Source organism: Streptosporangium sp. CA-135522, assembly GCF_050949235.1.
GTDB lineage: Bacteria > Actinomycetota > Actinomycetes > Streptosporangiales > Streptosporangiaceae > Streptosporangium.
The window spans coordinates 6368627-6392850 of record NZ_CP192026.1 but is presented as its reverse complement, the minus strand read 5'-3'; the positions used below and the strand labels follow the sequence as shown (position 1 = coordinate 6392850).

General features: G+C 71.2%; 22 protein-coding genes and 1 riboswitch. Of the genes, 12 read left to right on the top strand and 10 right to left on the bottom strand.

Annotated features, from left to right (window positions below; genetic code table 11):
* Positions 1–57: 57 nt before the first annotated feature.
* From dop to ACQPYK_RS30515, 7 genes are all read left to right on the top strand, one after another.
* A complete protein-coding gene (dop, locus tag ACQPYK_RS30545; protein ID WP_433238306.1) occupies positions 58–1572 on the top strand; it encodes a depupylase/deamidase Dop in 1515 nt (504 codons plus the stop codon).
* Positions 1573–1741: 169 nt separating this feature from the next.
* A riboswitch (adenosylcobalamin (AdoCbl) riboswitch) is annotated at positions 1742–1833 on the top strand.
* A gap of 42 nt (positions 1834–1875) precedes the next feature.
* Positions 1876–2070: a CbtB domain-containing protein gene (locus ACQPYK_RS30540; protein ID WP_433238303.1), complete on the top strand. Its 195-nt coding sequence runs from the start codon at positions 1876–1878 to the stop codon at positions 2068–2070.
* Between the two features lie 7 nt (positions 2071–2077).
* A complete protein-coding gene (locus tag ACQPYK_RS30535) occupies positions 2078–2857 on the top strand; it encodes a CbtA family protein (protein ID WP_433238301.1) in 780 nt (259 codons plus the stop codon).
* Positions 2857–3417 (top strand): histidine phosphatase family protein, encoded by a 561-nt coding sequence (locus tag ACQPYK_RS30530; RefSeq protein WP_433238298.1) that lies wholly within the window; start codon positions 2857–2859, stop codon positions 3415–3417. Before ACQPYK_RS30535 ends, ACQPYK_RS30530 begins: the two co-directional genes overlap by 1 nt.
* Before the next feature lie 24 nt (positions 3418–3441).
* A complete protein-coding gene (locus tag ACQPYK_RS30525) occupies positions 3442–5586 on the top strand; it encodes a putative cobaltochelatase (protein ID WP_433238295.1) in 2145 nt (714 codons plus the stop codon).
* A gap of 36 nt (positions 5587–5622) precedes the next feature.
* Positions 5623–6225: a cob(I)yrinic acid a,c-diamide adenosyltransferase gene (cobO, locus tag ACQPYK_RS30520; protein WP_433238292.1), complete on the top strand. Its 603-nt coding sequence runs from the start codon at positions 5623–5625 to the stop codon at positions 6223–6225.
* Positions 6219–7643 carry a cobyrinate a,c-diamide synthase gene (locus tag ACQPYK_RS30515; RefSeq protein ID WP_433238289.1) on the top strand — a complete coding sequence of 475 codons (1425 nt, stop codon included), beginning with the start codon at positions 6219–6221 and terminating at the stop codon, positions 7641–7643. The genes cobO and ACQPYK_RS30515 overlap by 7 nt, the downstream gene beginning before the upstream one ends.
* A 121-nt stretch (positions 7644–7764) precedes the next feature.
* Here ACQPYK_RS30515 and ACQPYK_RS30510 read toward each other — a convergent pair whose 3' ends face one another.
* From ACQPYK_RS30510 to ACQPYK_RS30500, 3 genes are all read right to left on the bottom strand, one after another.
* Complete coding sequence (locus ACQPYK_RS30510; protein ID WP_433238286.1) at positions 7765–8643, bottom strand: serine/threonine-protein kinase; 879 nt, start codon at positions 8641–8643, stop codon at positions 7765–7767.
* A gap of 234 nt (positions 8644–8877) precedes the next feature.
* Positions 8878–9672, bottom strand: coding sequence for a serine/threonine-protein kinase (locus tag ACQPYK_RS30505; protein ID WP_433238283.1), 795 nt, complete (start codon positions 9670–9672; stop codon positions 8878–8880).
* Positions 9673–9771: 99 nt separating this feature from the next.
* Entirely contained in the window at positions 9772–10176 is a 405-nt protein-coding gene (locus tag ACQPYK_RS30500) for a hypothetical protein (protein WP_433238280.1), read from the bottom strand.
* A 229-nt stretch (positions 10177–10405) separates the two neighbouring features.
* On the opposite strand from ACQPYK_RS30500, the gene ACQPYK_RS30495 reads away from it, so the two are divergent.
* A complete protein-coding gene (locus tag ACQPYK_RS30495; protein ID WP_433238277.1) occupies positions 10406–10615 on the top strand; it encodes a ubiquitin-like protein Pup in 210 nt (69 codons plus the stop codon).
* A gap of 373 nt (positions 10616–10988) precedes the next feature.
* Here ACQPYK_RS30495 and ACQPYK_RS30490 read toward each other — a convergent pair whose 3' ends face one another.
* From ACQPYK_RS30490 to ACQPYK_RS30460, 7 genes are all read right to left on the bottom strand, one after another.
* Positions 10989–13742: an alpha-mannosidase gene (locus ACQPYK_RS30490; protein ID WP_433238274.1), complete on the bottom strand. Its 2754-nt coding sequence runs from the start codon at positions 13740–13742 to the stop codon at positions 10989–10991.
* Positions 13732–14799 carry a Gfo/Idh/MocA family protein gene (locus ACQPYK_RS30485; protein ID WP_433238271.1) on the bottom strand — a complete coding sequence of 356 codons (1068 nt, stop codon included), beginning with the start codon at positions 14797–14799 and terminating at the stop codon, positions 13732–13734. Before ACQPYK_RS30485 ends, ACQPYK_RS30490 begins: the two co-directional genes overlap by 11 nt.
* Entirely contained in the window at positions 14790–15995 is a 1206-nt protein-coding gene (locus tag ACQPYK_RS30480; RefSeq protein ID WP_433238268.1) for a CehA/McbA family metallohydrolase, read from the bottom strand. Before ACQPYK_RS30480 ends, ACQPYK_RS30485 begins: the two co-directional genes overlap by 10 nt.
* Positions 15992–17047, bottom strand: a complete 1056-nt coding sequence (locus tag ACQPYK_RS30475) for an ABC transporter ATP-binding protein (protein WP_433238265.1) — start codon at positions 17045–17047, stop codon at positions 15992–15994. The genes ACQPYK_RS30480 and ACQPYK_RS30475 overlap by 4 nt, the downstream gene beginning before the upstream one ends.
* Positions 17044–17868, bottom strand: coding sequence for a carbohydrate ABC transporter permease (locus ACQPYK_RS30470; protein ID WP_433238262.1), 825 nt, complete (start codon positions 17866–17868; stop codon positions 17044–17046). Before ACQPYK_RS30470 ends, ACQPYK_RS30475 begins: the two co-directional genes overlap by 4 nt.
* Positions 17865–18761: a carbohydrate ABC transporter permease gene (locus tag ACQPYK_RS30465; RefSeq protein WP_433238259.1), complete on the bottom strand. Its 897-nt coding sequence runs from the start codon at positions 18759–18761 to the stop codon at positions 17865–17867. The genes ACQPYK_RS30470 and ACQPYK_RS30465 overlap by 4 nt, the downstream gene beginning before the upstream one ends.
* A gap of 73 nt (positions 18762–18834) precedes the next feature.
* The gene (locus ACQPYK_RS30460; RefSeq protein ID WP_433238256.1) at positions 18835–20214 is read right to left on the bottom strand and encodes an extracellular solute-binding protein; all 1380 of its coding nucleotides are present in this window, start codon (positions 20212–20214) and stop codon (positions 18835–18837) included.
* A 183-nt stretch (positions 20215–20397) separates the two neighbouring features.
* On the opposite strand from ACQPYK_RS30460, the gene prcB reads away from it, so the two are divergent.
* From prcB to pafA, 4 genes are all read left to right on the top strand, one after another.
* The gene (prcB, locus tag ACQPYK_RS30455; protein WP_433238253.1) at positions 20398–21246 is read left to right on the top strand and encodes a proteasome subunit beta; all 849 of its coding nucleotides are present in this window, start codon (positions 20398–20400) and stop codon (positions 21244–21246) included.
* A gap of 25 nt (positions 21247–21271) precedes the next feature.
* Entirely contained in the window at positions 21272–22045 is a 774-nt protein-coding gene (gene prcA, locus ACQPYK_RS30450) for a proteasome subunit alpha (protein ID WP_433238250.1), read from the top strand.
* A 51-nt stretch (positions 22046–22096) separates the two neighbouring features.
* Positions 22097–22666 carry a hypothetical protein gene (locus ACQPYK_RS30445; protein ID WP_433238247.1) on the top strand — a complete coding sequence of 190 codons (570 nt, stop codon included), beginning with the start codon at positions 22097–22099 and terminating at the stop codon, positions 22664–22666.
* A gap of 195 nt (positions 22667–22861) precedes the next feature.
* Positions 22862–24220, top strand: a complete 1359-nt coding sequence (pafA, locus tag ACQPYK_RS30440) for a Pup--protein ligase (RefSeq protein WP_031161482.1) — start codon at positions 22862–22864, stop codon at positions 24218–24220.
* Positions 24221–24224 lie beyond the last annotated feature (4 nt).

The window sequence follows — 24224 nt, the reverse complement described above, 5'->3', positions numbered from 1 at the left end:
CTAGGGTCGGGCATATACACGGCGGACAAGGCGGTCCCGGATGAACAGAGGGTGCGCATGACGGTACGGCGGGTGATGGGCATCGAGACGGAGTACGGCATCTCCGTGCCCGGACAGCCGGGGGCCAACGCGATGGTGACCTCCTCCCAGGTCGTCAACGCCTACCTGGCCGCCTCGGCGGCCAGGGCGCGGCGCGCGCGGTGGGACTTCGAGGAGGAGAACCCGCTGCGCGACGCCCGGGGCTTCGACCTGTCCAGAGAGGTGGCCGACCAGAGCCAGCTCACGGACGAGGACCTGGGCCTGGCCAACGTGATCCTCACCAATGGCGCTCGGCTCTACGTCGACCACGCCCATCCCGAATACTCCACTCCCGAGTGCACCAACCCGCGAGCCGCGGTGATCTGGGACAAGGCGGGGGAGAGGGTGATGCACGACGCCGCGGTCCGCGCCTCGGCGATCCCCACCAACGCCCCGATCCAGCTCTACAAGAACAACACCGACAACAAGGGTGCCTCCTACGGCTGCCACGAGAACTACCTGATGCGGCGGGCCACGCCGTTCGCCGACATCGTCAGGCATCTGACGCCGTTCTTCGTCTCCCGGCAGGTCGTCACCGGCGCGGGCAAGGTCGGCATCGGGCAGGACTCGCGTGGTGAGGGCTTCCAGATCAGCCAGCGGGCCGACTTCTTCGAGGTCGAGGTGGGTCTGGAGACCACGCTCAAGCGGCCGATCATCAACACCCGGGACGAGCCTCACGCCGATCCGGAGAAATACCGCCGGCTGCACGTCATCATCGGCGACGCCAACATGTCGGAGATCTCGACCTACCTCAAGCTGGGCTCCACCGCGCTGGTCCTGGCCATGATCGAGGACGGTTACTTCACGCGGGATCTCGCCGTGGACAACCCCGTCCAGGCGCTGCGGGCGGTCTCCCACGACCCGACGCTCAAATACGAGATCTCGATGCGCGACGGCCGCAAGCTCACGGCCGTCCAGCTCCAGATGGAATACCTGGAGCTGGCGCGCAAGTACGTCGAGGAGCGCAGCGGCAACGGCGTCGACGAGCTCACCAAGGACGTCCTGGATCGCTGGGAGTCGGTGCTGACCCGCCTGGCGGAAGATCCGATGCAGCTGTCCAGGGAACTGGACTGGGTGGCCAAGCTGGAGCTGCTGGAGGGCTACCGCACCCGCGACGGCCTCGCCTGGTCGCACCCGCGCCTGCAGCTGGTGGACCTGCAATACTCCGACATCCGTCCCGACCGCGGCCTGTACAACCGGCTGGTGGCCCGGGGACGGATGCAGCGGCTGGTCACCGAGGAAGAAGTCCAGCGGGCCATCGAGGCCCCACCCAGCGACACACGGGCCTACTTCCGGGGTCGTTGCCTGAGCCAGTTCAGCGAGTCGGTCGCGGCCGCCTCCTGGGACTCGGTCATCTTCGACATCCCCGGCCGCGAGTCCCTGCAGCGGGTGCCCACCCTGGAGCCGCTGCGCGGCACCAAGGCTCACGTGGGAGAGCTGTTCGACCGCTGCCGCACGGCCGCCGACCTGGTGAACGCCCTCACCGGCGAATAGCGAACGCCCGCTCGCGGGGCGGCGGTCCGGACCGGACCGCCGCCCCGCGAGCCGTCTTCCCGGCCGGTAATCCACAGAGAAAAGTGGAGAAAGTGAATATTTCCGCTGTGTGTCAGGGGAAGTCTGGATTGACGGGCGATAGGTAACCGGGATACGTTCCGGGTGTTTTGTGGCGGTGCGAGGGAAATCCGGTGAGATTCCGGTGCGGTCGCGCCACTGTAACCGGCCTCAGGGCCGGGAGCCAGGTCACTCGGCCGCCACCGACCTACGAAAAGGGACGCGTCAATCCCGGAGGAGGTGGCCGTGAGCCAGATCTCGGCTCCGCACACCCAGCCCATCCCATGGGCGTCAATCACCCGCTGGCTGCTCGCCGTACCGGTGCTGCTGCTCATCGCCTACCTGGTCGCCTTCGACCAGGGAGCGATCTCGCAGACCGGGAACTACCTGCACGAACTCATGCATGACGGGCGTCATCTGCTCGGCGTCCCGTGTCACTGAGTCCCAATTGATCACCAAACTCATCGCCCGGGGCATGCTCGTCGGCCTGCTCGCCGGACTGCTGGCGGCCGTCTTCGCCTACACCACGGGCGAGCCGCGCATCGACCGGGCCATCGCGCTGGAGGAGGCGGCCGCGGCCGCCTCCCAGGCGGCCGGATCCCACGCCCACGAGACGGCCGAAGCCACCGGCCACTCCCACGAGACGACCCAGGCCACCGGCCACTCCCACGACGAAGGCGAGGCACTGGTCAGCAGGGACGGCCAGCGGTTCGGGCTGTTCCTGGCCCTGGGCCTGTACGGCGTGGCCGTCGGCGGCCTGTTCGCCCTGGCCTACGCGGCCGTGCGCGGCAGGGTCGGGCCCCGTTCGGAACCGGTGCTCGCGATCGCTCTCGCGTCCGCCGCGTTCACCGCCATCGTCCTCGTACCGTTCCTGAAATATCCCGCCAACCCACCCGCTGTCGGCGACCCCGAGACGATCAACCAGCGCACCGTGCTCTATCTGGTCGCGGTGGCCATCGGCCTGCTTTCCGTCGCCGCGGGCGCGGCCACTCACCGCTACGCAGCCCGGAGCGAGCCGTGGCTGCGCTGGCTGGCCACCGGCGCCACGGTGCTCCTGCCGGTGGCGGCGGCCTGGATCCTCCTGCCGGAGATCGACGAGGTGCCCCAGGGCTTCCCCGCCGACCTGCTGTGGGACTTCCGGATCGCCTCCCTCGGCACCCAGGCGGTCTTCTGGCTCGGTGTCGGCGCGCTGTTCGCCTTCGCCGCGCGCAGGCGCAGCCCGGTGTGATGACCCCCTCGGGGGTCACGCGGCTGCTGCTGGTCTGCCACGCCTCGACCTCGGCGACGGCACGGGCCGCGTTCCCGGGCGACGAACCGCTCGACGGACGCGGCCTGCGCCGGGCGGGCGGCATGGCCGGGCGGTTCGGACCCGGTCCGGCCGTCTGCGCCGCAGAACTGCGCTGCACCCAGACGGCCGCGGCGCTCGGCCTGAGCGCCGATCCGGACCCGGGGCTGGCCGACTGCGACTACGGCCGATGGCGCGGCAGGACGCTGGGCGAGATCGAGGCGGCCGAACCCGAAGCCCTCGCCGCCTGGCTCACCGACCCCGCCGCAGCGCCGCACGGAGGGGAGTCGATCACCGCTCTCCTCGGCCGGGTGGCCGGGTGGCTGTCCCGGCGCGCTCCCGGGCGGGTCGTCGCGATCACCCACCCCACGGTCATCCGCGCCGCGGTCGTCCACGCCCTCGGCGCCCCCGCCCCCGCCTTCTGGCGCGTCGACGTCGCGCCGCTGGCGCGCGTCGCGCTCACCGGCCGCGACGGCCGCTGGCGGCTGAGCTACCCCGAATGACGACATCCCAAGGAGACCTCCACGGTGCGTGACCCGCGTTATCCCTTCACCGCGATCGTGGGCTCGGAGGACCTGAAACTCGCCCTCATCCTCAACGCCGTCTCCCCTCGTGTCGGCGGAGTGCTGGTCCGCGGGGAGAAGGGCACCGCCAAGTCCACGATCGTGCGGGCGCTGGCCGATCTGCTGCCCGCCGTCGAGGTGGTCGGCGGCTGCCGCTTCTCCTGCGATCCCGCCGCACCTGACCCCGACTGCCCGGACGGGCCGCACGAGGCCCGTACGGGCACCGCCCGGCCCGCGCGCCTGGTGGAACTGCCGGTCGGCGCCTCCGAGGATCGCCTGGCCGGATCGCTCGACATCGAGCGCGCGCTGACCGAGGGCGTGAAGGCCTTCGAACCCGGCCTCCTGGCGGCCGCCCACCGGGGCGTCCTCTACGTGGACGAGGTCAACCTGCTCCACGACCACCTGGTCGACCTGCTGCTCGACGCCGCCGCCCTCGGCACCTGCTACGTCGAGCGCGAAGGGGTGTCGGTACGGCACGCCGCCCGCTTCCTGCTGGTGGGCACGATGAACCCGGAGGAGGGAGAGCTTCGGCCGCAACTCCTCGACCGGTTCGGACTGACCGTGGAGGTCCGGGCGTCGCGGGAGCCGTCTCGGCGAGCGGAGGTGGTACGGCGGCGCCTGGCCTTCGAGGCCGGGCCGGCCGACTTTGCCGCCCGCTGGTCCGCCCAGGAGAAGGAGCTGGCGGCGCGCATCGCCGAGGCGCGGGCCCGGGTGACGAGCGTGGTCCTGCCGGACGCCGCGCTGCGGCAGATCGCCACCGTCTGCGCGGCGTTCGAGGTGGACGGGCTGCGGGCCGACCTGGTCACCGCGAACGCGGCGATCGCCCACGCCGCCTGGCAGGGGCGCGGTGCCGTCACCGCCGACGACGTCCGCGAGGCGGCCCGCCTCGCCCTTCCGCACCGTCGTCGCCGGGATCCCTTCGACGCTCCCGGCCTGGACGAGTCCAAGTTGGAGGACCTCCTCAACAGCCTCCCCGACGATCCCGACGACGACCCGGACGACCCGGACGGCTCGGGTCCCGGCGGTTCCGGCGGTCCCGGTGACGACGGGAACGCTCCCGGCGGGGAAGGGGCCGAGGACGGCGGTCCGGATGGGCAGCGGCCCGGGGACGGCGGTCCCGAAGGGCAGCGGCTCCACGACGGCTCCCATCGCGACGGTTCCGAAGGGGATCGCCCCGCCGGGGACGGCCCGCTCCCGGCCGCTCCCGAAACCCCGGCCGCGGACGCCGCGCAGGCGGGTCCCGGCCCGGACGGCGACCGCCCCTCCGCCGGACCGGAGCCGATGAACACCCCGGCCGGTCGCCGCGACCAGACCTTCGACGCCGGCCCGGTACGACCGGCCAGGCTGTTCACCGTTCCCGGGATCGGCGCCGGAGCCCCCGGCCGGCGCTCCAGGGCGCGCACGCCTCTGGGCCGGATCACCGGTGCCCGGACTCCCGGGGGACGCCCCGCCTCCCTGCATCTGAAGGCGACCGTGGGCGCCGCGGCGCCGTACCAGGTCGGCCGGGGCCGCAGCGGCCCCGGCCTGTTGCTGCGGCGCGAGGACCTCAGGGAGGCCGTCCGCGAGGGCCGCGAGGGCAACCTGGTGCTGTTCGTCGTGGACGCGAGCGGATCGATGGCCGCCCGGCAGCGCATGCGCGCCGTCAAGTCGGCCGTGCTGGGCCTGCTCCTCGACGCCTACCAGCGCCGTGACAAGGTCGGCCTGATCACCTTCCGCGGCTCCCGCGCCGATCTCGTCCTGCCGCCGACCTCCTCCGTCGAGGCGGGCGCGGCCCGGCTGCGAGAGCTGCCCACCGGCGGCCGAACCCCGCTCGCCGCCGGCCTGCTGCGGGCCGCCGAGGTGCTGCGGGTCGAGCGCCTGCGTGACCCGGCCCGGCGCCCGCTGCTGGTGCTCGTCACCGACGGGCGGGCCACCTCCGGCACCGTCGAGCAGGCCCACCGCGCCGCGGGGCTGCTGGCCGGTGTGACGAGCGTGGTGGTGGACTGCGAGGGTGGGTACGTCCGCCTCGGCCTCGCCAGGTCCCTGGCCGCGAGGATGGGCGCCGAGATCGTGCGCCTCGACGACCTCGCCGACCTTGCCGGGATGATCCGTGAGCGGCGTGCCGCATGACAGCGACAGTGTGAACAGTGTGAAAGGTGGATGACGATGCCCCAGGGCAGACCGGTCAGCGTGCCCGAGGACGGCCTGACCACCCGGCAGCGCCGCAACCGGCCGCTGCTGATCGTGCACACCGGCCCGGGCAAGGGCAAGTCCACCGCCGCGTTCGGCCTGGCGCTGCGCGCCTGGAACCAGGGGTGGCCGATCGGGGTGTTCCAGTTCGTCAAGTCCGCCAAATGGCGCATCGGCGAGGAACGCGCCCTGCGGGTCCTGGGCGACTGCGACGAGGGCGGGACGGTGTCCTGGCACAAGATGGGAGAGGGCTGGTCCTGGATCCAGCGCCCCGGCACCGAGGAGGACCACGCGGCCGACGCCCGTGAGGGCTGGGAGCAGATCAAGCGCGACCTCGCCGCCGAGACGTTCCGCCTGTACGTGCTCGACGAGTTCACCTACCCGATGAAGTGGGGCTGGATCGACGTCGAGGAGGTGGTCGACACCCTGGCCGGGCGCCCGGGCGGTCAGCACGTCGTCATCACCGGCCGCGACGCCGATCCCCGTCTGCTCGCCGCGGCCGACCTGGTGACGGAGATGGGCAAGGTCAAGCACCCGATGGACACCGGCCAGAAGGGCCAGAAGGGCATCGAGTGGTAGCCCGCCTGGTGATCGCCGCCCCGGCCTCGGGCGCCGGGAAGACCACCGTCGCGACCGGGCTGATGGCCGCTTTCACCCGTCGAGGGACGGCGGTCTCCCCGCACAAGGTGGGACCCGACTACATCGATCCGAGCTACCACGCGCTGGCCACCGGCCGTCCCGGACGCAACCTCGATCCCTGGCTGGTGGGGGAGGAGCTGATCGCCCCGCTGTTCCTGCACGGCGCGGCCGGGGCCGATCTCGCGGTGATCGAAGGAGTGATGGGTCTTTACGACGGGGCGGGCGCGAGCGAGTTCGCCTCGACCGCGCATGTCGCCAGGCTGCTCGACGCACCCGTGGTACTGGTCGTGGACGCGGCGAAGCAGAGCCGGTCCGTGGCCGCGCTCGTGCACGGGTTCGCCTCCTACGACACCCGGCTCAGGTTCGGCGGGGTGATCCTCAACCGGATAGGCTCCGCCCGGCACGAGGACATCTGCCGCGAGGCCCTCGCCGAGAGCGGCGTCCCGGTGCTGGGCGTCATCGGTCGCAGCGACGCCGTCGCCACCCCCTCCCGCCACCTCGGTCTCGTTCCCGCCGCCGAACGCCGCGCCCAGGCCGCCCAGGCCATGGACGCCGTCGCCGCCCTGATCGCCGGCTCCTGCGACCTGGACGCGCTGGTACGGCTCGCCCGCTCGGCCCCGCCCCTGCGAGCCCGCCCCTGGTCCCCGGGCAGGGCCACGCCGGCCCCGGCGCCCGTGTCCGCCTCGGGGGACGCGCCCGCCGAGGCGGCCGCGGTGGGCACGACCACCGTGTCGGCCGTGTCGGCCATGCCCGCCGCGCCGGACACGCCGGCCACGACGAGGATCGCGGTCGCGGGCGGCCAGGCGTTCACCTTCGGCTATACCGAGCAGGCCGAACTCCTGACAGCCGCGGGGGCGGAGGTCGTCCCCTTCGATCCCCTCGGTGACGAGACCCTGCCCGAGGGAGTCGGGGGAATCGTCATCGGCGGCGGTTTCCCAGAGGTCTACGCGGCCGAGTTGTCCGCCAACGAGCCGCTGCGCCGACAGGTCGCCGCCTTCGACGGACCGATCGCGGCCGAGTGCGCCGGCCTGCTGTATCTCGCGAGGGACCTGGACGGCAAGCCGATGTGCGGAGTCCTGGACGTCAAGGCCCAGATGACCGGCAGGCTCACCCTCGGCTACCGGGACGCGGTGGCCGTCCGGGACTCCGTTCTCACCAGGGAAGGCGAACGCTACCGCGGTCACGAGTTCCACCGCACCGCCGTCGAACCCGTACCGCGGCGGCCTCTGTTCCGCTGGCGGGGCGGCGCCGACGGGTTCGCCGACGGCCGGGTGGTCGCCTCCTACCTGCATCTGCACTGGGCCGGCAGCCCCCACCTGGCCACCCGCTTCGTGGCGGCGTGCCGCCGGGCGCGCTGACCTGCGAGGGTGCCGACACGGGTGATCGGCGGTGGCCTTCGCGCGCCCTCGAAGCCTCCGTACGCCCTCGAAGACGGAGGCCCGCCCGCCGGAGGCGCCCTCCATGCGAACATAAATTGATCTACGATGTAAAGGGCCGGACCGCGGGCAACTGCGGCGCCGCGACGGCCACTCCCTCCATCCGGAGGATCTCCGACAGCACACGCGCCGCCTGACCGCCGGTCATGCGCGCCGCCGGGTCACGCCGGAGCAGTCCCTTGAGAACCGTCCAGAGCGGTCCGGCCTTCGAGGGCGGGTCCGGGTTCCCGTTCATCGCCGCGCTCAGCACCGTGAACGCGTCGGAGCCGGGATACGGCGGCCGCCCCTCCACGGCGAAGTACAGGCTCGCCCCGAACGACCACAGGTCGGCCGCCGCGGTGGCCGGCCTGCCTCGCAGGCGCTCCGGCGCCGTGTAGGCGGGCGCGCACCCGATCGGCACGGTCGTCGCCGCACTGCTCTCCCCGCCCAGTGCGGCGATCCCGAAATCCGACAGCACCACCCGGTCGCCGGTCAGCAGGATGTTGCCCGGATTGATGTCACGGTGCAGCACACCCGCCGCGTGCGCGTGCCGCAGCCCCGACAGCAGCTGGAAGCCGACCCATGCCGCCCAGTGGACCGGCAGATGGCCCAGATGGCGCACCGTCTCCCGCAACGTGAGGGACTCCAGCAACTCCATCACGATCCAGAGCCGCCCGCCCTCCTCCAGGAGATCGTGCACCGAGATCACCGCCGGATGGTTCAGCCGTCCGGCCGAACGGGCCTCGCGCAGCGCACGGCGACGGGCGTCGTCCAGGTCCACCCCGTGTTCCCGGAACCGCGGCTGAATTTCCTTGATCGCCACATTTCGGCGAAGCCGTGAATCGTGGGCTCGCCAGATGATGCCCACACCGTCTCGCCCGATCGGTGAAGTCAGCTGATAACGACCGCCCAGCGGGCGCGCCTTTCCTGTTCCCGTTTCCATGAACCACCCGTTGCACTAGAAGCCGGGCCCCTCAGCTGATTCATATTTTCACCTGGAACGGTTCACACATCCGCCGCACCGGACGATCACATATAACGATTGAGTAGCGCCGATGACGTGGAATATCAATTCAACCGTCTAATCGCGCCGGCGCGATCGGACGGTGAGCCCGGCGACGTGGCGAGGTCGCCTCGCGCCGGGCGCCATGAGTCTCTCGGGTGAGAGCGCGCCGGATCAAGCCGCGCTGAAACAGCGCGCGTCGGCCAGCATGGTCGCGGTCTGCTCGGCGCTCAGCCGCGCCCGCGGGTCCTTGCGCAACAAGCCGCGCAGCACCGGCTCCAGCGCGCCCGCCCGCTGGGGTGCGCGCGCCGGTTCCTTCAGCGCCTCCACCAGGGCGGCCATCGAGTTCACCGTGCGGAACGGGGTCCTGCCCTCCACCGCCATGTAGAGCGTCGCCCCGAACGACCACATGTCCGCCTCGCGGGTGCCGCCCCGGCCGTGCAGGGCCTCCGGTGCGATGAACGCCGGTGTGCCCCGCATCGAGGTGCTCACGGCGCCCTCGGGGGCGGCGAAGCCGAAGTCGGCCAGCACCACCCGGTCACCGGTCAGCATGATGTTGGCGGGTTTGATGTCGCGGTGGATCACTCCGCCGTCGTGGGCGTGCCGCAGCGCGTCCAGCAGCCGGTGGCCCATCGCGGCCACCAGGTCGGCCGGCAGCGGCCCCGCCTGCACCAGAGTGTCGTGCAGGGTGAGCGCCTCCAGGAACTCCATGACGATCCACAGCCGCTCGGCCTCCTCGGCCAGGTTGTGCACCGTGACGATGCCCCGATGGCTCAGCCGCGCGGCCATCCGCGCCTCGCGCACCACCCGCCGCCGCCGTTCGGCCGCCTCAGGGCCGGGTGGGAGGGCGATCTCCTTGAGCGCCACCTCCCGTTCCAGTAACAGGTCGTAGGCGCGCCAGACGACGCCCGTCGCTCCGCGGCCGACGGGGGAGAGGAGTTTGTACCGGCTGGCGACGATGGTGCTCACCCGCTAATGATCGCAGTTTCCCACCCTTTCGGCCTAACTGGAACGATCCTGGCGCGTCAAAAAAACGCCGAAATATACGGATCTACCTTGTAAAGGCGCTCAGACCAGGCCGATACCCAGCAGCAACGTCCCGGCGCCCAGGGACGTGCCGCCGAGGGCCACCAGCCAGATCAGCTTGTTCGGCTTGGTGTCGGAGGGGCGCACCACCGACAGGAAGAAGCCGATCGGCATCAGGATCGGCGCCGCCGTGATCAGGATCCGGATCAGGCTCCTGGTGGCGTCGGACAGGTCGGCCTGGTCAACGTAGATCATCGCGACGAGGGCGAAGAGCACCAGGACGCCCGCGTGGGCGTGCCCGGCTCGCCACAGGCTTCGCCGTACCGGATTGTCCAGATAGCCGGGGATGTCGCGCATGAGGTGGGCGAGCAGGGAGATCCCGCCGAAGGCGACGGCGGGCACGGTGATCAGGAGGATTCCGGCGGTGCTCAGCGACGACGGTGACATGGGTGGCCCTTCATCGGATAGCTAGGGTGGCCAATTATTGGATAGGAGGACTATCTAGTCAAGTGGAGAGGAATTTGCCAGGAGGGGGTGGAAGGAGGTTCCCTGACGGGCAGGACCTCGGGACGACCTCGACGGGCTCCCGTAAAGATCGCGGGACGATCCGCGCGAAATGTCTCCCGGTTCGGGGAAGATATGAATCACCAGCGTCCCCCATGCGGAGGTGCCACAGATGGCGAGCAAGGACACCGGCGGGCAGAAGCACACTGGCCGGACCGACAGGGAGGTGGAGGAGACCACCACGGCGGACTCTTCCGACGTCCAGGAGCGCAACGAGAAGCTTTCGGACGACGTCGACGCGATCCTCGACGAGATCGACGAGGTCCTTGAGGAGAACGCGGAGGAGTTTGTAAGGAGCTATGTCCAAAAGGGCGGACAATAGCGACATGCCCAGGTTTGGGGTCAGGGGTGAAGGTGGATCCAACGGCCGGCCCGAAGATCTGTACTGACCGCACATCCGCCATGCCGGTCGCCGGGTTCGGGCCCGGCGGGCGAATGGCGGACGGCCGCGTCCGCCGTCGCGAAGAGCACTTCGGGAAACGCTCGGTCCGGAGCCGCGACAAAAGCGGGACCGGACGGGAAAAGGCCACCCAAGAACGGGCCGGGATTCTCAACGGGGACAAATAGCATCCGCGACGCGAACAAGCCGGGGGACGTGCCGGACCACCGGGCCGGCCGGCCCCCGCCCGACCAACCCGCCCGACCAACCCGCCCGACCAACCCGCCCGACCAACCCGCCCGACCAACCCGTTCGATCAGCCCGTCCGCGTCAGATGAACGGTCGCGATCTCGAAGGGGCGCAGCGGTAGCCGTACGACGCCGCCGGTGACCTCCAGCCGCTCGCCCGCCGCGCCGAGCACATCGGCGCGGCGGGCGGCGCCGAACGGACCGCGGATCACGGCCTCGGTGGCCGTCGGATGCTCGGCCACGAGGCGCATCTCCAACGCCTCGCCTCGCTCGCGCAGCGCCACGAGCACCACGCCCACGCCGTCGACCGCGATGGGCTCGCCGAAGCCCTCGAAGGACGCGCCCGGGTCTCCGGCCGCCGGGGGCGCGCCGGAGCTCTCCGGGGACGTGCCCGCTACGCCCGGGGAGGCGGCGGGCGCGCGGCCCGACCCCGGCACGGCCAGCAGCGCGTGCCGATACTCCTCGGCCAGGCGAGGCAGCCCCGCCTCGTGCCAGGCGCCCGGGTGGGGGAGCACGGCGAAGCGCATCGTGACCGGTCCCGGGCACTGGGCGGCGGGGGTGGGCAGCTGGGGTCCGGCGGGCTCGTCGCGGTAGGCGTTGCGGTCGTTGGACAGCAACCCCACCGAGCGGATCAGCGTGAGCGCGAGATCGCCGCCGGTCAGCTCGTACTCGGTCACCTGGTCCAGCAGGACCGCCAGGCCGCCCGCGGTCACGAAGCCCTCGGCGGGGAAGGTCGGCACGGGCTTCTCGCCGCAGCCGCCCTCACCGGTCAGGCCGCGCCGTACCACCGACAGCTGCCCTTCGGAGAAGGACTCGGCCGCGGGGGAGGGGAGCGGTGCGTGCCAGCGGACCCGGTGGTCGCGACAGCGGTTGTCGAAGGAGATCTCCAGGCGCAGGTAGCGTTCGCCCGCCCGGAGCTCGGCCCTCGTGGTGACGGTGACGGTCTCGGCGCTCTCCGAACGCGCCCGCGGAGTGGAGTCGGCGGGCCAGGCGTATTCGCGGCGGATCTCCAGCACCGACACCAGCGGTCCGGCGCAGACGCTCTCGACCTCGACGCGGATCGGGGCGTCCACCAGGGTGTCGTCGCGGGGCGGGGCGTGGTTGTAGGTGTCGCCCGCGTCGCCGCCGTCGACGATGCGGCCCACGCCGTGGGCCTGTGCGCCGGCCGACGGCGGCGATGTCGAAAACAGCGACAGGGTGCCGTCGGGGGCGACGGTGACGCGGAGCAGACCGTTGTCGAGCGTGCCGTCGGCGGGGCGCGTCCAGCCGGCGGAGTGCGGCGCTGCGGTCCCCGGCGGCGCGAAGGTGAGCACGGTGCGGCCGAGCGGGGCGACGGTGACGTCGGCGGCGACGGTGACGACGGGTTCGGCGCAGGTGCGCACGCGCCAGGGGCCAGGGCGGGCGGCGGCGTCCAGGACCGCCGAGCGGAGATCCGCGTAGTCGTAGCCGGTGACGGCGTGCCGGCTGACGACGACGGTGAAGACGTCGCCGGTGCTGGACCAGGAGACGATCTCCTGGCCGAAGAGCTCGCGTTCGTGGACCCGGCCGAGGAGCCGGGTGAGGTCGTCCATGACGGTCTCGTCGAGGAGGGTGGGGGCGAGCTCCAGCCGCTGGGAGGGCACCCGGTCGCCGTCCGGGGTGAACAGGGCGGCGCGGCTGTCGGGCAGGTCGGCCAGGATCAGGGCGGTGCGCGGGAAGGGGGAGGGATTGACGACCACGACGGTGTCGCGGGCGGCCCGGTCGGCGAGGGAGGCGCCGACCATGTCGACGACGGCCTGGCCGATCTGCTCGGCCTCGGCGATGCGGGCGGCGACCTGCTGGGCGGTCTCGTCGGCGCCGCAGCCGGTGATGGAGTCGTGGCCGCTGCAGGCGATGAGACGGCGCCAGGCCATGTCGAGCAGCTTCGGCGCGGCGGTGCCGCCGGGCAGCCAGAGCGCCGACAGGGGTTCGGCGTAGCGGGTGACGACGCGTTCGGCGCGAGCCATGACCTGCTTGGCCGGCATGCGGGCGGAGATGACGCCGGGCAGGATGTTGGCGCGGGCATGGGAACGCAGCTCGCCGTGGACGACGGGCAGGCCCGTGACGGCGGGGTCCTGGGCGGTGACGTAGTCGTGGAGGGTGGCGACGCGCAGCCCGGCGGTGGTGACGTCTGCCGCCGGGGCGCTGTGGTCGGCGCCGTACATGGCGAGCAGGGGGCCGGTGGGCCGCCAGGGGCGCAGGGTTTCGGTGAAAGCGGCGAGCCGGTCCTCCAGGGCCTCCGCCGGGCCGCTGAACAGGGCGACGGCGTTGCCGTATCCGCCGGGAAGGTACTGGGTGCGGATCGCGGTGCCGTCGGCGCCGATCCAGGCGAAGGCGTCGCGGTCGACGGAGGCGGGCACGCCGCGCCACAGGCAGGCGTGTTCCAGGCCGGCCTGGCGCAGGATCTGCGGCATCTGCGCGCAGTGACCGAACTGGTCGGGCAGGTAGCCGACCCGCATGACGCCGCCGAGCTCGGCGGCGCCGCGCATGCCGTACTCCAGGTTGCGGATCAGCGTCTCCCCGGCGCAGAGGAACTCGTCGGCGAGGATGAGCCACGGCCCGGCGGCGAAGCGGCCTTGGGCGACGAGTCGTCTGACCTCGGGGAGCCGTTCGGGACGGATCTCCAGATAGTCCTCCAGCGCCGCGAGCTGGCCGTCCATGGTGAACCGGTAGGAGGGATCGGCGGCCATGGTGTCGAGGACCTCGTCGAGCACGCGGACCAGGCCGAGCCGGAACCGTTGGAAGGGCAGATACCACTCGCGGTCCCAGTGGGTGTGCGGGACGACCACGATGTCAGGCGTCATGTGCCTCGCCTCCGATGGACGGTCCGGCGACCGATTTGATGATCTTCTGGGCCGTCACGATGTCGGCCAGGCCGCCGGCGAGCCCGGTGAGCGGCGCGGTGCCCTCGGTGACGAGGGCGTGGAAGGCCTCCAGCTGGCGTTCGAAGGCCTCGGACACGTCCCGGTGGACCGTCCTGACCTCCGTGGTCCCGTCCAGGGAGCTGGCGGTCAGGACCGTGGGGGCGTTCATCAGGTAGGGAGAGGGGAAGACCAGCTCCAGGGAGCCGTCCTCGTGATGGACGCTGACGGTCTCCCGGTAGGCGGGATGGCCGGGCAGGTAGTGCCAGCGCATGCCGTAGCGGCCTCGCGACAGGGCTCCGCCGACCTCGATGGAGGGCCCGTCCCACACGGCGGTGTGCTCGACGGTGGCGGGCGGGCCGCTGAAGGAGCGCATGAGCGCCAGGTCGTGGCAGAGGCTGCCGAGGACGATCTCGGAGTACAGGGACCTGATCGGCGGCGGCGCGGGCCCCAGGGCGGTGTCCAGCGCCTCCCGGTCGGCTCTGAGCCACGGTTCGAGCGCCGCCGCGGACGGCAGGGAGGGCCGGACGCGGGCGAAGGCGAGCTGCGCCTCGCCGGTGGGGTGGAGCACGGTGACGTCCAGGTGCCGGATGGGCCGCCCGTCCAGCAGGGCGACCGCCCGCCGCACCGCCGGGTCGTACTGCTTCATGTAGCCCACCATCAGCCGCGCCTCGTTCTTCAGCGCGCGTACCTCGGCCTGGCTGTAGGCGAGCGGTTTCTCGCACAGTACGGCGAGGCCCCGTTCCAGGGCGGCGGCGACCAGGGTCCCGTGGGAACCGGCGGTGAGCACGACGAGCGCGTCGAAGCCGCCGTGATCGAGCATCGCCGCGGGGTCGGAGAACCCGCGCGCCCCGCTCTGCCTGCCGACGAACCCGGCCTGCGCCGGGTCGAGGTCGCACACGGCGGTCACCCGGAACAGCTCCGGACGCCTGGCCAGCAGCGGCAGGTACATCACCTGCGCGGCGACGCCGAGCCCGACGAGCGCGATCTTCACGTGCACAGTGCCATCACCTCGTTACGGGACGTCTCCAGCCGATGGGGACCGGGCCGGGCCGGGACGGTGACCCGGTCGCCGATGACGGGGCGCCGGACGTCCGGTCCCCACAGCACCAGCCCGTCGCCGCCGATGATGAGGAAGTCGTCGCCGTGGCGCAGCAGCAGCGGCCCGTCGGGGGTGGCGGACACGGCGGTGCTCCCGGCGCGCAGTCCTTCCAGGGGGTCTTCGGCGAGCACCCAGGTGGTGGGGTCGCCGGGCGGGTGGCCCTCCTCGGGCCGGTGGTAGTCACTGCCGCCGATCATGGTCGCCTCGGCGGACCAGATCTGCGTCCAGGCCAGCGGCGCGCCCCAGGTCCGATCCCACCAGCTCCAGTGCCACACCTCGACGGCGGGCGGTCGCGCGGTCATGGGGTGACGCCAGGCGCAGTCGCCGGCGACGGGATGGTTGATCGACAGCACCCCACCCCTGTCCTGCACGGTGCGGGCCCACAGGTCGGGGCTCTGCCGGAAGTCGATCCAGCCGATGTCGCCGAAGGCGTTGGCGTGGCCGAGGTCGGTGGTGACCTCCTGGCCGGGAACGAGGGTGATGGCGGCGAAGGTGGCGGCGGCGGGCAGCTCGACATGGTGGCTGACGGTGTTGTGGTCGGTGACGGCGAGGAAGTCCAGGCCCCGGTCGGCGGCCAGACAGGCGAGCTCGGAGACGCTGAGCGAGCCGTCGGAGTGGACCGTGTGGGCGTGCAGGTCCCCGGCGAGCCAGCGCAGCCCGCCCAGCGAGGGCAGGGCGCGCCTGGTGGCGGCCGGCTCGCGGAGCGGCGGAGGGGGTCGCAGGCCGGGCCGCACGCGCGGTGCGACGGGCGGGGACAGGTGCGGGATGACGCTCAGCTCGTACGGCAGGCCGCCCGGTGGGACGCGGTGCAGGCCGAGCAGGACCCGCCATACGCCGGGTTCGGGCTCGCCCGGCAGATAGCCGGGGGTGGCCCAGGCGGGAGTGATCGTGTATTCGGAACGGGCCCCGCCCGACCAGCCGCGAAAGCCCAGCGGACCGTGGCAGCCGAGGTCCAGCACGCCCGCCGAGCGGTCGTAGGAGAGCCGGACGGTGAAGGCCCGCGCGTCTGCGGGCAGCTCGAAGGGGACGTCGTGGACGGGCACGGCGAGCCGGTCCTCCAGCGTCCACCGGCCGGTGACGCGCAGCGCCCTCATGCCTGGCCCGCCAGCAGGTCGTCGTGGTAGACGAGGCCGCGACCCCGCCGGGGGACCGCCCACACGGAGGCGCCGGCGGCGGGCTCGTGGCCCTCCGGGACGACGGCCTGGACGAGGTGGCCGTCGCCTTCGACGGTGATGAGGCTGGCGGCGCCGAGGTTCTCCAGCACCGCGACCCTGCCGGCGAACCCGTCGTCTCTCCTGGTGGCCGACAGGTCGGTGTACTCGGGGCGCACGCCGTAGACGATCGGCTCGCCCTCGGGCAGGCCCTCCGGGGCGGACAGTACGGCCCCCGCCACGTGGAGCCCGTCGCCACCGACCCTGCCGGGCAGCAGGTTCATCGGGGTGGAGCCGATGAAGGAGGCGACGAAGGGGGTGGCGGGCCGGTGGAAGATCTCGGCGGGCGTGCCGACCTGGGTGATGCGTCCGGCGTTCATGACGGCGATCCGGTGAGCCAGAGCGAGGGCCTCGCCCTGGTCGTGCGTGACGAAGACCGTGGTGACGCCCAGTTCGTCCTGCAGGCGCTTGAGGAAGGTGCGGGCTTCCAGGCGGAGCCGGGCGTCGAGGTTGGACAGGGGCTCGTCGAACAGGAACGCCTTGGGGCGGCAGGCGATGGCCCGAGCGAGGGCCACCCGCTGCTGCTGGCCGCCGGACAGCTGTCCGGGACGCCTGCCCAGCAGGTCGGTGAGGCTGAGCCTGGCGGCGACCTCGGCGGCCCTGGCCTCCCGCCGGGCGCGGGGCGTCTTCTTGATCCGCAGGGGATAGGCGATGTTGGCGGCGACGTCCATGTGGGGGAAGAGGGCGTAGTCCTGGAACACCATGGCGACGTCGCGGCGGCCGGGCGGGAGCGCGGTCACGTCGGTCCCGCCGATGTCGATCCTGCCCGCGGTGGGGCTCTCCAGGCCGGCGATGCTGCGCAGCAGCGTGGTCTTGCCGCAGCCGGACGGGCCCAGCAGCGCGAAGAACTCCCCCTCTCTGACGTCGAGGTCGAGGGAGTCGAGCGCCCGGACCTCCCCGGGAAACACCTTGGTCAGGCCGTGCACGGAGATCACCGCTTGATCCCTCCATGGAAGCGGAAGCCGTACCTGCTGCTGACGAACAGGTACATCAGTACCACCGGCAGCGAGTAGAGCAGTGAGAACGTCGAGATCAGGGACAGGTCGGGCTGGCCGCCCTCGGTGTAGAGGGTGTAGAGGACGACGGAGCCGGGAGATTTCTCCGGGTCGCGCAGCAGGATGTACTGGAACAGGAAGCCGCCCCACACGTTGGCCACCGCCCACACCGCGATCGTGGCCAGGCCCGGTCGCACCAGCGGGACGACGACGTGTCGCAGGATCTGCAGCGGCGAGGCGCCGAAGACCCGCGCGGACTCCTCGTAGGAGGTGGGGGTGGCGTCCATGAAGTCCTTCAGGATGAAGATCGCCGCGGGGAGCAGGCCGCCGGAGACGGTCAGGACGACGCCGAGATGGGTGTCGACCAGGTCCAGCCGGGAGGCCAGCTCGAAGATCGGCACCATCGCGGCGGTCCCGGTGACCACCGACGACATCAGCAGCAGCACGTACAGCAGGGCGTCGCGGCCGGGCACCCTGACCCGGGACAGGGCGTAGGCGGCCAGCGCGGCCAGGACGACCACGAGCGCCGCCGCGCCGCCCGCCTGGAGGATCGAGTTGCCGATGGAGCCCAGCGCGTAGGGATTGTCGAGAATGGCCCGGAAGTTGTTCAGCGTGAACTCCGGCGGCGACACCGTGATGGAGGGGTGCGCGTCGAAGGGCGCCGAGGCCAGCCAGAGCATCGGCAGCGCGAAGAAGGCGGCGACGAGCGCCAGAAAGACGGCCGAGGCGATCCGGCCGAGCGCATGCCTGACGAGGCTCATCCGGTGACCTCCCGGCGGCCGCGGAGCAGGCGCAGGTAGGCGAGGGCGAACAGGAGGTTGATCGCGAGGATGAGGAAGGAGACGGCCGCGCCGAAGCCCAGCTGCCCGCCGCGCAAGGCGACGTTGTAGACGTAGACGGGCAGGATCTCCGACCGCCCCTCGGGGCCGCCGGCGGTGATCAGGAACGGTGTGAAGTCGTTGAACGTCCACAGGCTGGTCAGCAGCACGTTGGTGAGGATGTGTCCCCTGATCCGGGGCACGACCACGTCGCGCAGCTGCTGGAAGACGGACGCCCCGGCCAGGCGGGCGGTCTCCAGGTGGGACGGCGGCACGTTCTCCAGGGCCGCCGAGTAGAGCATCATGGAGAAGGCGGCGCCCCGCCAGGTGTTGAACACGACGATCGACGGCATCGGGTGGTCGAGCAGCCAGGCCGCGCCGGGGGTGCCGAGCAGGGCGTTGAGCGTGCCGCCGTCGCGGTCCAGCAGGGCGATCCACAAAAACGCCACCACCGAACCGGGCAGGATCCACGACAGCAGCACCAGCGCCTCGATCACACGCCGCACCGGCCCCCGCCGGTCGCGCAGGATCCACGCCAGGGCGAACCCCAGTCCCGCCTGCCCGACGATCGCCGACCCCAGCACGTACTGCGCGGTCAGCCACAGCGAGTTCCGGAAGCGCTCGTCGCCGAGGGCGGCGGCGTAGTTGCCGGCGCCCACCAGCCTCGGGTCCGCCGCGGCCAGCCCGGTCAGCCGGTAGTCGGTGAGCCCGAGATAGATCGTCCAGATCGCCGGGAACACCAGGAAGACCGCGATGAGCACCAGCGCGGGCAGCGCGAACGCGAACGCCCGCGCCCGTCCCAGCCCCGCCGCGTCCGTCGTGGTGCCGCGCGTCACCGGGATGTTCCGTGCCGTGTCTGTGGCCGTGTCCGTCGCGGCGCCGTGCGTCACCGGGATGTCCCGCGACGGGTCAATCGGCGATGTTGGAGCCACCGACCAGCCCTTCCACCTTGGCCCGGTAGGCGTTGGCGGCGTCCACGGCGGACCTGCCGGAGACGACGTCCGCCGTCGCCTCCTGCAGGGCGGCCGAAACCTGCGGGTAGACGGCCAGTCCGGGACGGTAGGTGGTGATCGGCAGGATTTCCTCGGAGACGAACTTCAGCATGGGGTCGGCGGCCAGGACCTCGGCGTTGACGTCGGAGCGCGAGGTCACGCGGGCGGCTCCGGCGAGTTCGGCCTTGGTCGCCTCGGCGGAGTGCATGAACGACAGCAGCTCCCACGCCTGCCGGGGATGCTTGGAGAAGGGGTTCAGCACCCGTACGGCGCCGCCGGACATGCTGACGAAGTCCTGGCTGCGGATTCCGGCCCCGGGCAGCTTGGCGGGGATCTTGGCGTAGCCCACCACCTGGTCGCGGTCGGCCATCGGGGCCACGCCCGCCTTGGGCTCGATCACGGCCCGCCAGAAGTAGTCGCCCTCGGCCAAGATGCCGATCTTGCCACCGGCGAACTCGGCGAAGGACTTGTCCCGGCCCTTGGCCTCCCGCTGGAGTCTCGGATCGCCCAGGCCGCCCCCGTAGACCTGCCGGTAGAAATCCAGCACGTCCTTGACCGCCTGGGAGGAGCCGGCCCATTTGCCGTTGGCGTAGATCTCCGTGCCGGTGCCGGCCAGCAGGGGCAGCGCGCCCTGCATCGTGGTCGCCTCACCCATCGCGGTGCCCGCGTCGATCTGGATCGGCGTCACGCCGGGCAGCCTCTTGAGTGCCGCCCCCGCGTCGAGGATCTCCTGCCAGCTCTTCGGCTGCCACGGCTGCGGCAGCCCGGCCTTGGCGAACAGCTCCTTGTTGTAGTACAGGACCCGGCCGTCGGTTCCCTGCGGCAATCCGTACTTCCTCCCGTCGAAGACGCCCAGCCCCTGTACGGCCTGGGGGATCTGTTTCCAGCCCTCCCAGGACTCCACGGCCGTCCCGCCCACCTCGGTGAGCGGCTTGATGTATCCGGCCTGGGCGAACTCGCCCACCCAGATCCCGTCGAGGTCGATCACGTCGGCGCCGGTCTTCGACTTCAGGTCCAGCGCGACCTTCGTCTTGTACTGCTCGTCGTCCACGCCGTTCGGCTGGAACAGCACGTGGACCTCGCGTCCCGCCGCCTTCTGCGCGGCCTCGAACTTGGGGATGACCCACTGTTTGATCCAGTCGGCGCTGGCCGCGTTCTTCCCGCCGGAGATGGCGTTGGCGGTGATGATCAAGGTGGTGGCCCCGTCTTCGGCGGGAGCGCCGGAACCGCAGCCCGGCACGGTCAGGGCGGCGGCCGCCAGCGTCGCGGTCAGGACAGATCGGTTGAAGAGTCTCACGGTGACCTCTTCTAGGGGGAGGCATGTCACGACAACTCGACAATTGCACGGGCTTACCCGGGCGTAAAGATTGAATGATCCGTTCGGAGGTGGTTCGCGCTGAGCTGATCCAGGGAAGTGCAAGCAGCACCGCAAGATGAGTAAGGTCGGGCCTTAAAGGACCGCACCTTTGGAGGGAGTGGCGTGGGATCGCACAGGGACCTGCCCGCCGGCATGGCGAATCACATCTTCACGAACAGCGGCATTTCCTCGTTCACCGAATTCGTCGGCTCCTACGCGCCGGACTTGTTGCCCGGCCGAAACGAGACCCTGGCAGCCCCGGTCGGCGACCGGATTCCACACGCCACCACGATCGTCGCGGCGACCTGCGCGGGTGGCGTGGTGATGGCCGGTGACCGCCGGGCGACCTCGGGGAACATCATCTCCCAGCGGGACATGGAGAAGGTGTTCCGCACCGACGACCACTCATGCATGGGCATCGCCGGAGCGGCGAGCACCGGCATCGAGATGGCCCGCCTCTACCGGGTGGAGCTCGAGCACTACGAGAAGATGGAAGGCCGCACGCTCTCGGTGGCGGGCAAGGCCAACCGGCTCGCCACCATGATCCGCGGCAACCTCGGCATGGCGATGCAGGGGCTGGTCGTGGTGCCGTTGTTCGCCGCCTACGACCCCGAGATCGACGGCGGCCGGATCTTCGGCTACGACGTCGGCGGCGGTCCCTACGAGCAGCAGCAGCACCACGCGATCGGCTCCGGCTCGATCTTCGCGCGCGGTTCGCTGAAGAAGCTCTACCGGGAGAACGCCTCGCCGGAGGAGGTCGTGCTGACGCTCATCCACGCCCTCTACGACGCCGCCGACGACGACTCGGGGACCGGTGGCCCCGACGTCACTCGCAAGATCTGGCCCGTCGTAGCGCAGATCACCGCGGACGGCTTCCACCGCCTGTCCGATGAGGAAGTGGGCGCCCACGTCCAAACCGTCATCGACGAGCGGATGAGCTCCCCCGACGGCCCCATCGCCCCGCTGCGCTAACACGAGAGGATCACCCCAGGTGTCCATGCCTTTTGGATATGTCTCGCCCGAGCAGCAGATGCGGGACAAGGCGGACTACGCGCGCAAGGGGATCGCGCGGGGCCGTAGCGTCGTCGTTCTGCAGTACGAGGACGGCATCCTGTTCGTCGCCCCCAACCCCTCCCGGGCCCTGCACAAGATCAGCGAGATCTACGACAAGATCGGGTTCGCCGCGGTCGGCCGCTACAACGAGTTCGAGGCGCTGCGTCTCGGCGGCATCCGCTACGCCGACATCAACGGCTACAACTACGACCGTGACGACGTCACCGCGCGCGGCCTGGCCAACCTCTACGCGCAGAACCTCGGTCAGATCTTCACCGAGTCGCCGAAGCCGTTCGAGGTGGAGATCGTGGTGGCCGAGGTGGGCGACTCCTCCGAAGAGGACCACATCTACCGCCTCACCTTCGACGGCTCGGTCTTCGACGAGACCGGCCTGGTGGCCATGGGCGGCCAGGCCGAGGCGGTCGCGGGCCGGCTCAAGGAGCGCTACCGCGAGGGCCTGTCGCTGACCGAGGCGCTGGAGGCGGCGCTGTACGCGCTGACCGAGCCGGGCGGCGAACGCTCCCCGGCCGGCCAGCTCGAGGTCGCGGTGCTCGACCGCAACCGGCCGCACCGCAAGTTCCTGCGGCTCGCCGGCCCGAGGCTGGAGCGCCTGCTGGCCGAGGGGAGCGGGGCGGCCGCCGAGACGGCCACCCCCGAAGCGGCCGACGCCCCGGCGACCGCCCCCGAGGGAGACATCGACACCGGCTCCAACGGCTGATCGGACGACGGCGCAGCGCCGTGCCCCCATCGGGGCACGGCGCTGCGCCGTATGACGTGGATCACAGTGGTCACCACCAACCAGATCCGTGAAACCGTCGTCCTAACGGACATGAAACGCTTCCTGCCGGCCGCCGTGGCCGCCGCCTCCGTCGCCCTGGCCGGTGCGATCCCGGCCGAAGCCGCGGCGATCCCCGACTTTCCCGCACCGAAGATCTTCGGGACGACGTTCCAGTCCGACCCGGGTCACGACTTCACCAAGCACATCAGCCCCCGCAAGGACGGCATCCTGCGCGGATGGATCACCCATGTGGCCTCCGGGCAGGTGGAGTACAAGCCGATCAAGTGGGTGAAGGACAAATACACCGAGGGGTACTTCGTCGGCCCCGCCCAGGGCGACGTGGCCGCCTACGCCTCGCCCGTCGCCAAGAAGGTCGTCTTCCTGAGCGCCTTCGGCTGCTCCGGCAAGCCGGCCGGCATCACCGTCGACAAGCAGGGCCTGGGCGACAAGCGCTGCTCCCGCAAGCTGATGTTGAGCGAGGTCAAGCGGTTTCGGCGCCCCTCGCTGATCACCGTCTACCGTGGCGAGATCGTCAAACTTCAGGAGATCTACACCCCCTGAACCCTGCCGTGATCGAGGACGGGCCTGCGACGGCCGGAGGCCGCATCCCGCCGGATGCGGCGGGCCGTCCGCGCGGCACGCGGCCGGGTGCGGGCCGCGCTCGCGCTTAGCCGTTCGCTACCGGGGGCATAAGCCGTACGACCGAAAACCTCATGATCCCTCCCGCAAGAGGGGTTCGGCGAATAGTGTGAGGCAATGGATCGTCGCATCTTCGGGCTTGAGAACGAGTACGGCGTCACCTGCACGTTCAGGGGGCAGCGGCGGCTGTCACCCGACGAGGTCGCGCGATATCTATTCCGCCGGGTCGTCTCCTGGGGTCGATCGAGCAACGTCTTCTTGCGCAACGGCGCCCGTCTCTATCTGGACGTGGGCAGCCATCCCGAGTACGCCACCCCCGAGTGTGACAACGTCGTGGAGCTCGTCACCCACGACAAGGCGGGGGAGCGCATCCTGGAGGGCCTCCTCGTCGACGCCGAGAAGAGGCTCCGCGAGGAGGGCATCGCCGGCGACATCTACCTGTTCAAGAACAACACCGACTCGGCGGGCAACTCCTACGGCTGCCACGAGAACTACCTGGTCGGACGGCACGGCGAGTTCGGCCGCCTGGCCGACGTGCTCATCCCCTTCCTGGTGACCCGGCAGATCGTCTGCGGCGCCGGCAAGGTGCTGCAGACCCCCCGCGGAGCGGTCTACTGCGTCTCCCAGCGGGCCGAGCACATCTGGGAGGGCGTCTCCAGCGCGACCACGCGGTCGCGTCCGATCATCAACACCCGTGACGAGCCGCACGCCGACGCCGAGCGCTTCCGCCGCCTGCACGTCATCGTCGGCGACTCCAACATGAGCGAGACGACCATGCTGCTCAAGGTCGGTGCGACCGACCTGGTGCTGCGCATGATCGAGGCGGGCACGGTGATGCGCGACCTGTCGCTGGAGAACCCGATCAGGGCCATCCGGGAGGTCTCCCACGACATGACCGGGCGGCGGCGCGTACGGCTGGCCAACGGCCGGGAGGCGTCCTCGCTGGAGATCCAGCAGGAATACCTCTCCAAGGCCCGTGACTTCGTCGACCGGCGCGGCGGCGACGAGACCAGCCACCGGGTGCTGGAGCTGTGGGAGCGCACGCTCAACGCCGTCGAGACCGGCAACCTCGACCTGGTCGCCCGCGAGATCGACTGGGTGACCAAATACCAGCTGATCGAGCGCTACCGCAAGAAGTACGATCTGCCCCTGTCGAGCCCCCGGGTCGCCCAGCTCGACCTGGCCTACCACGACGTGCATCGCCGCCGTGGCCTGTTCTACCTGCTGCAAAAGCGCGGCGCGGTGGAGCGGGTGGCCTCCGACCTGAAGATCTTCGAGGCCAAGTCGGTGCCGCCGCAGACCACCCGGGCGCGGTTGCGCGGGGAGTTCATCCGCAAGGCGCAGGAGAAGCGCCGTGACTTCACCGTCGACTGGGTGCATCTGAAGCTCAACGACCAGGCGCAGCGCACCGTGCTGTGCAAGGACCCCTTCCGCAGCGTGGACGAGAGGGTGGACAAGCTGATCGCGGGAATGTGATGGT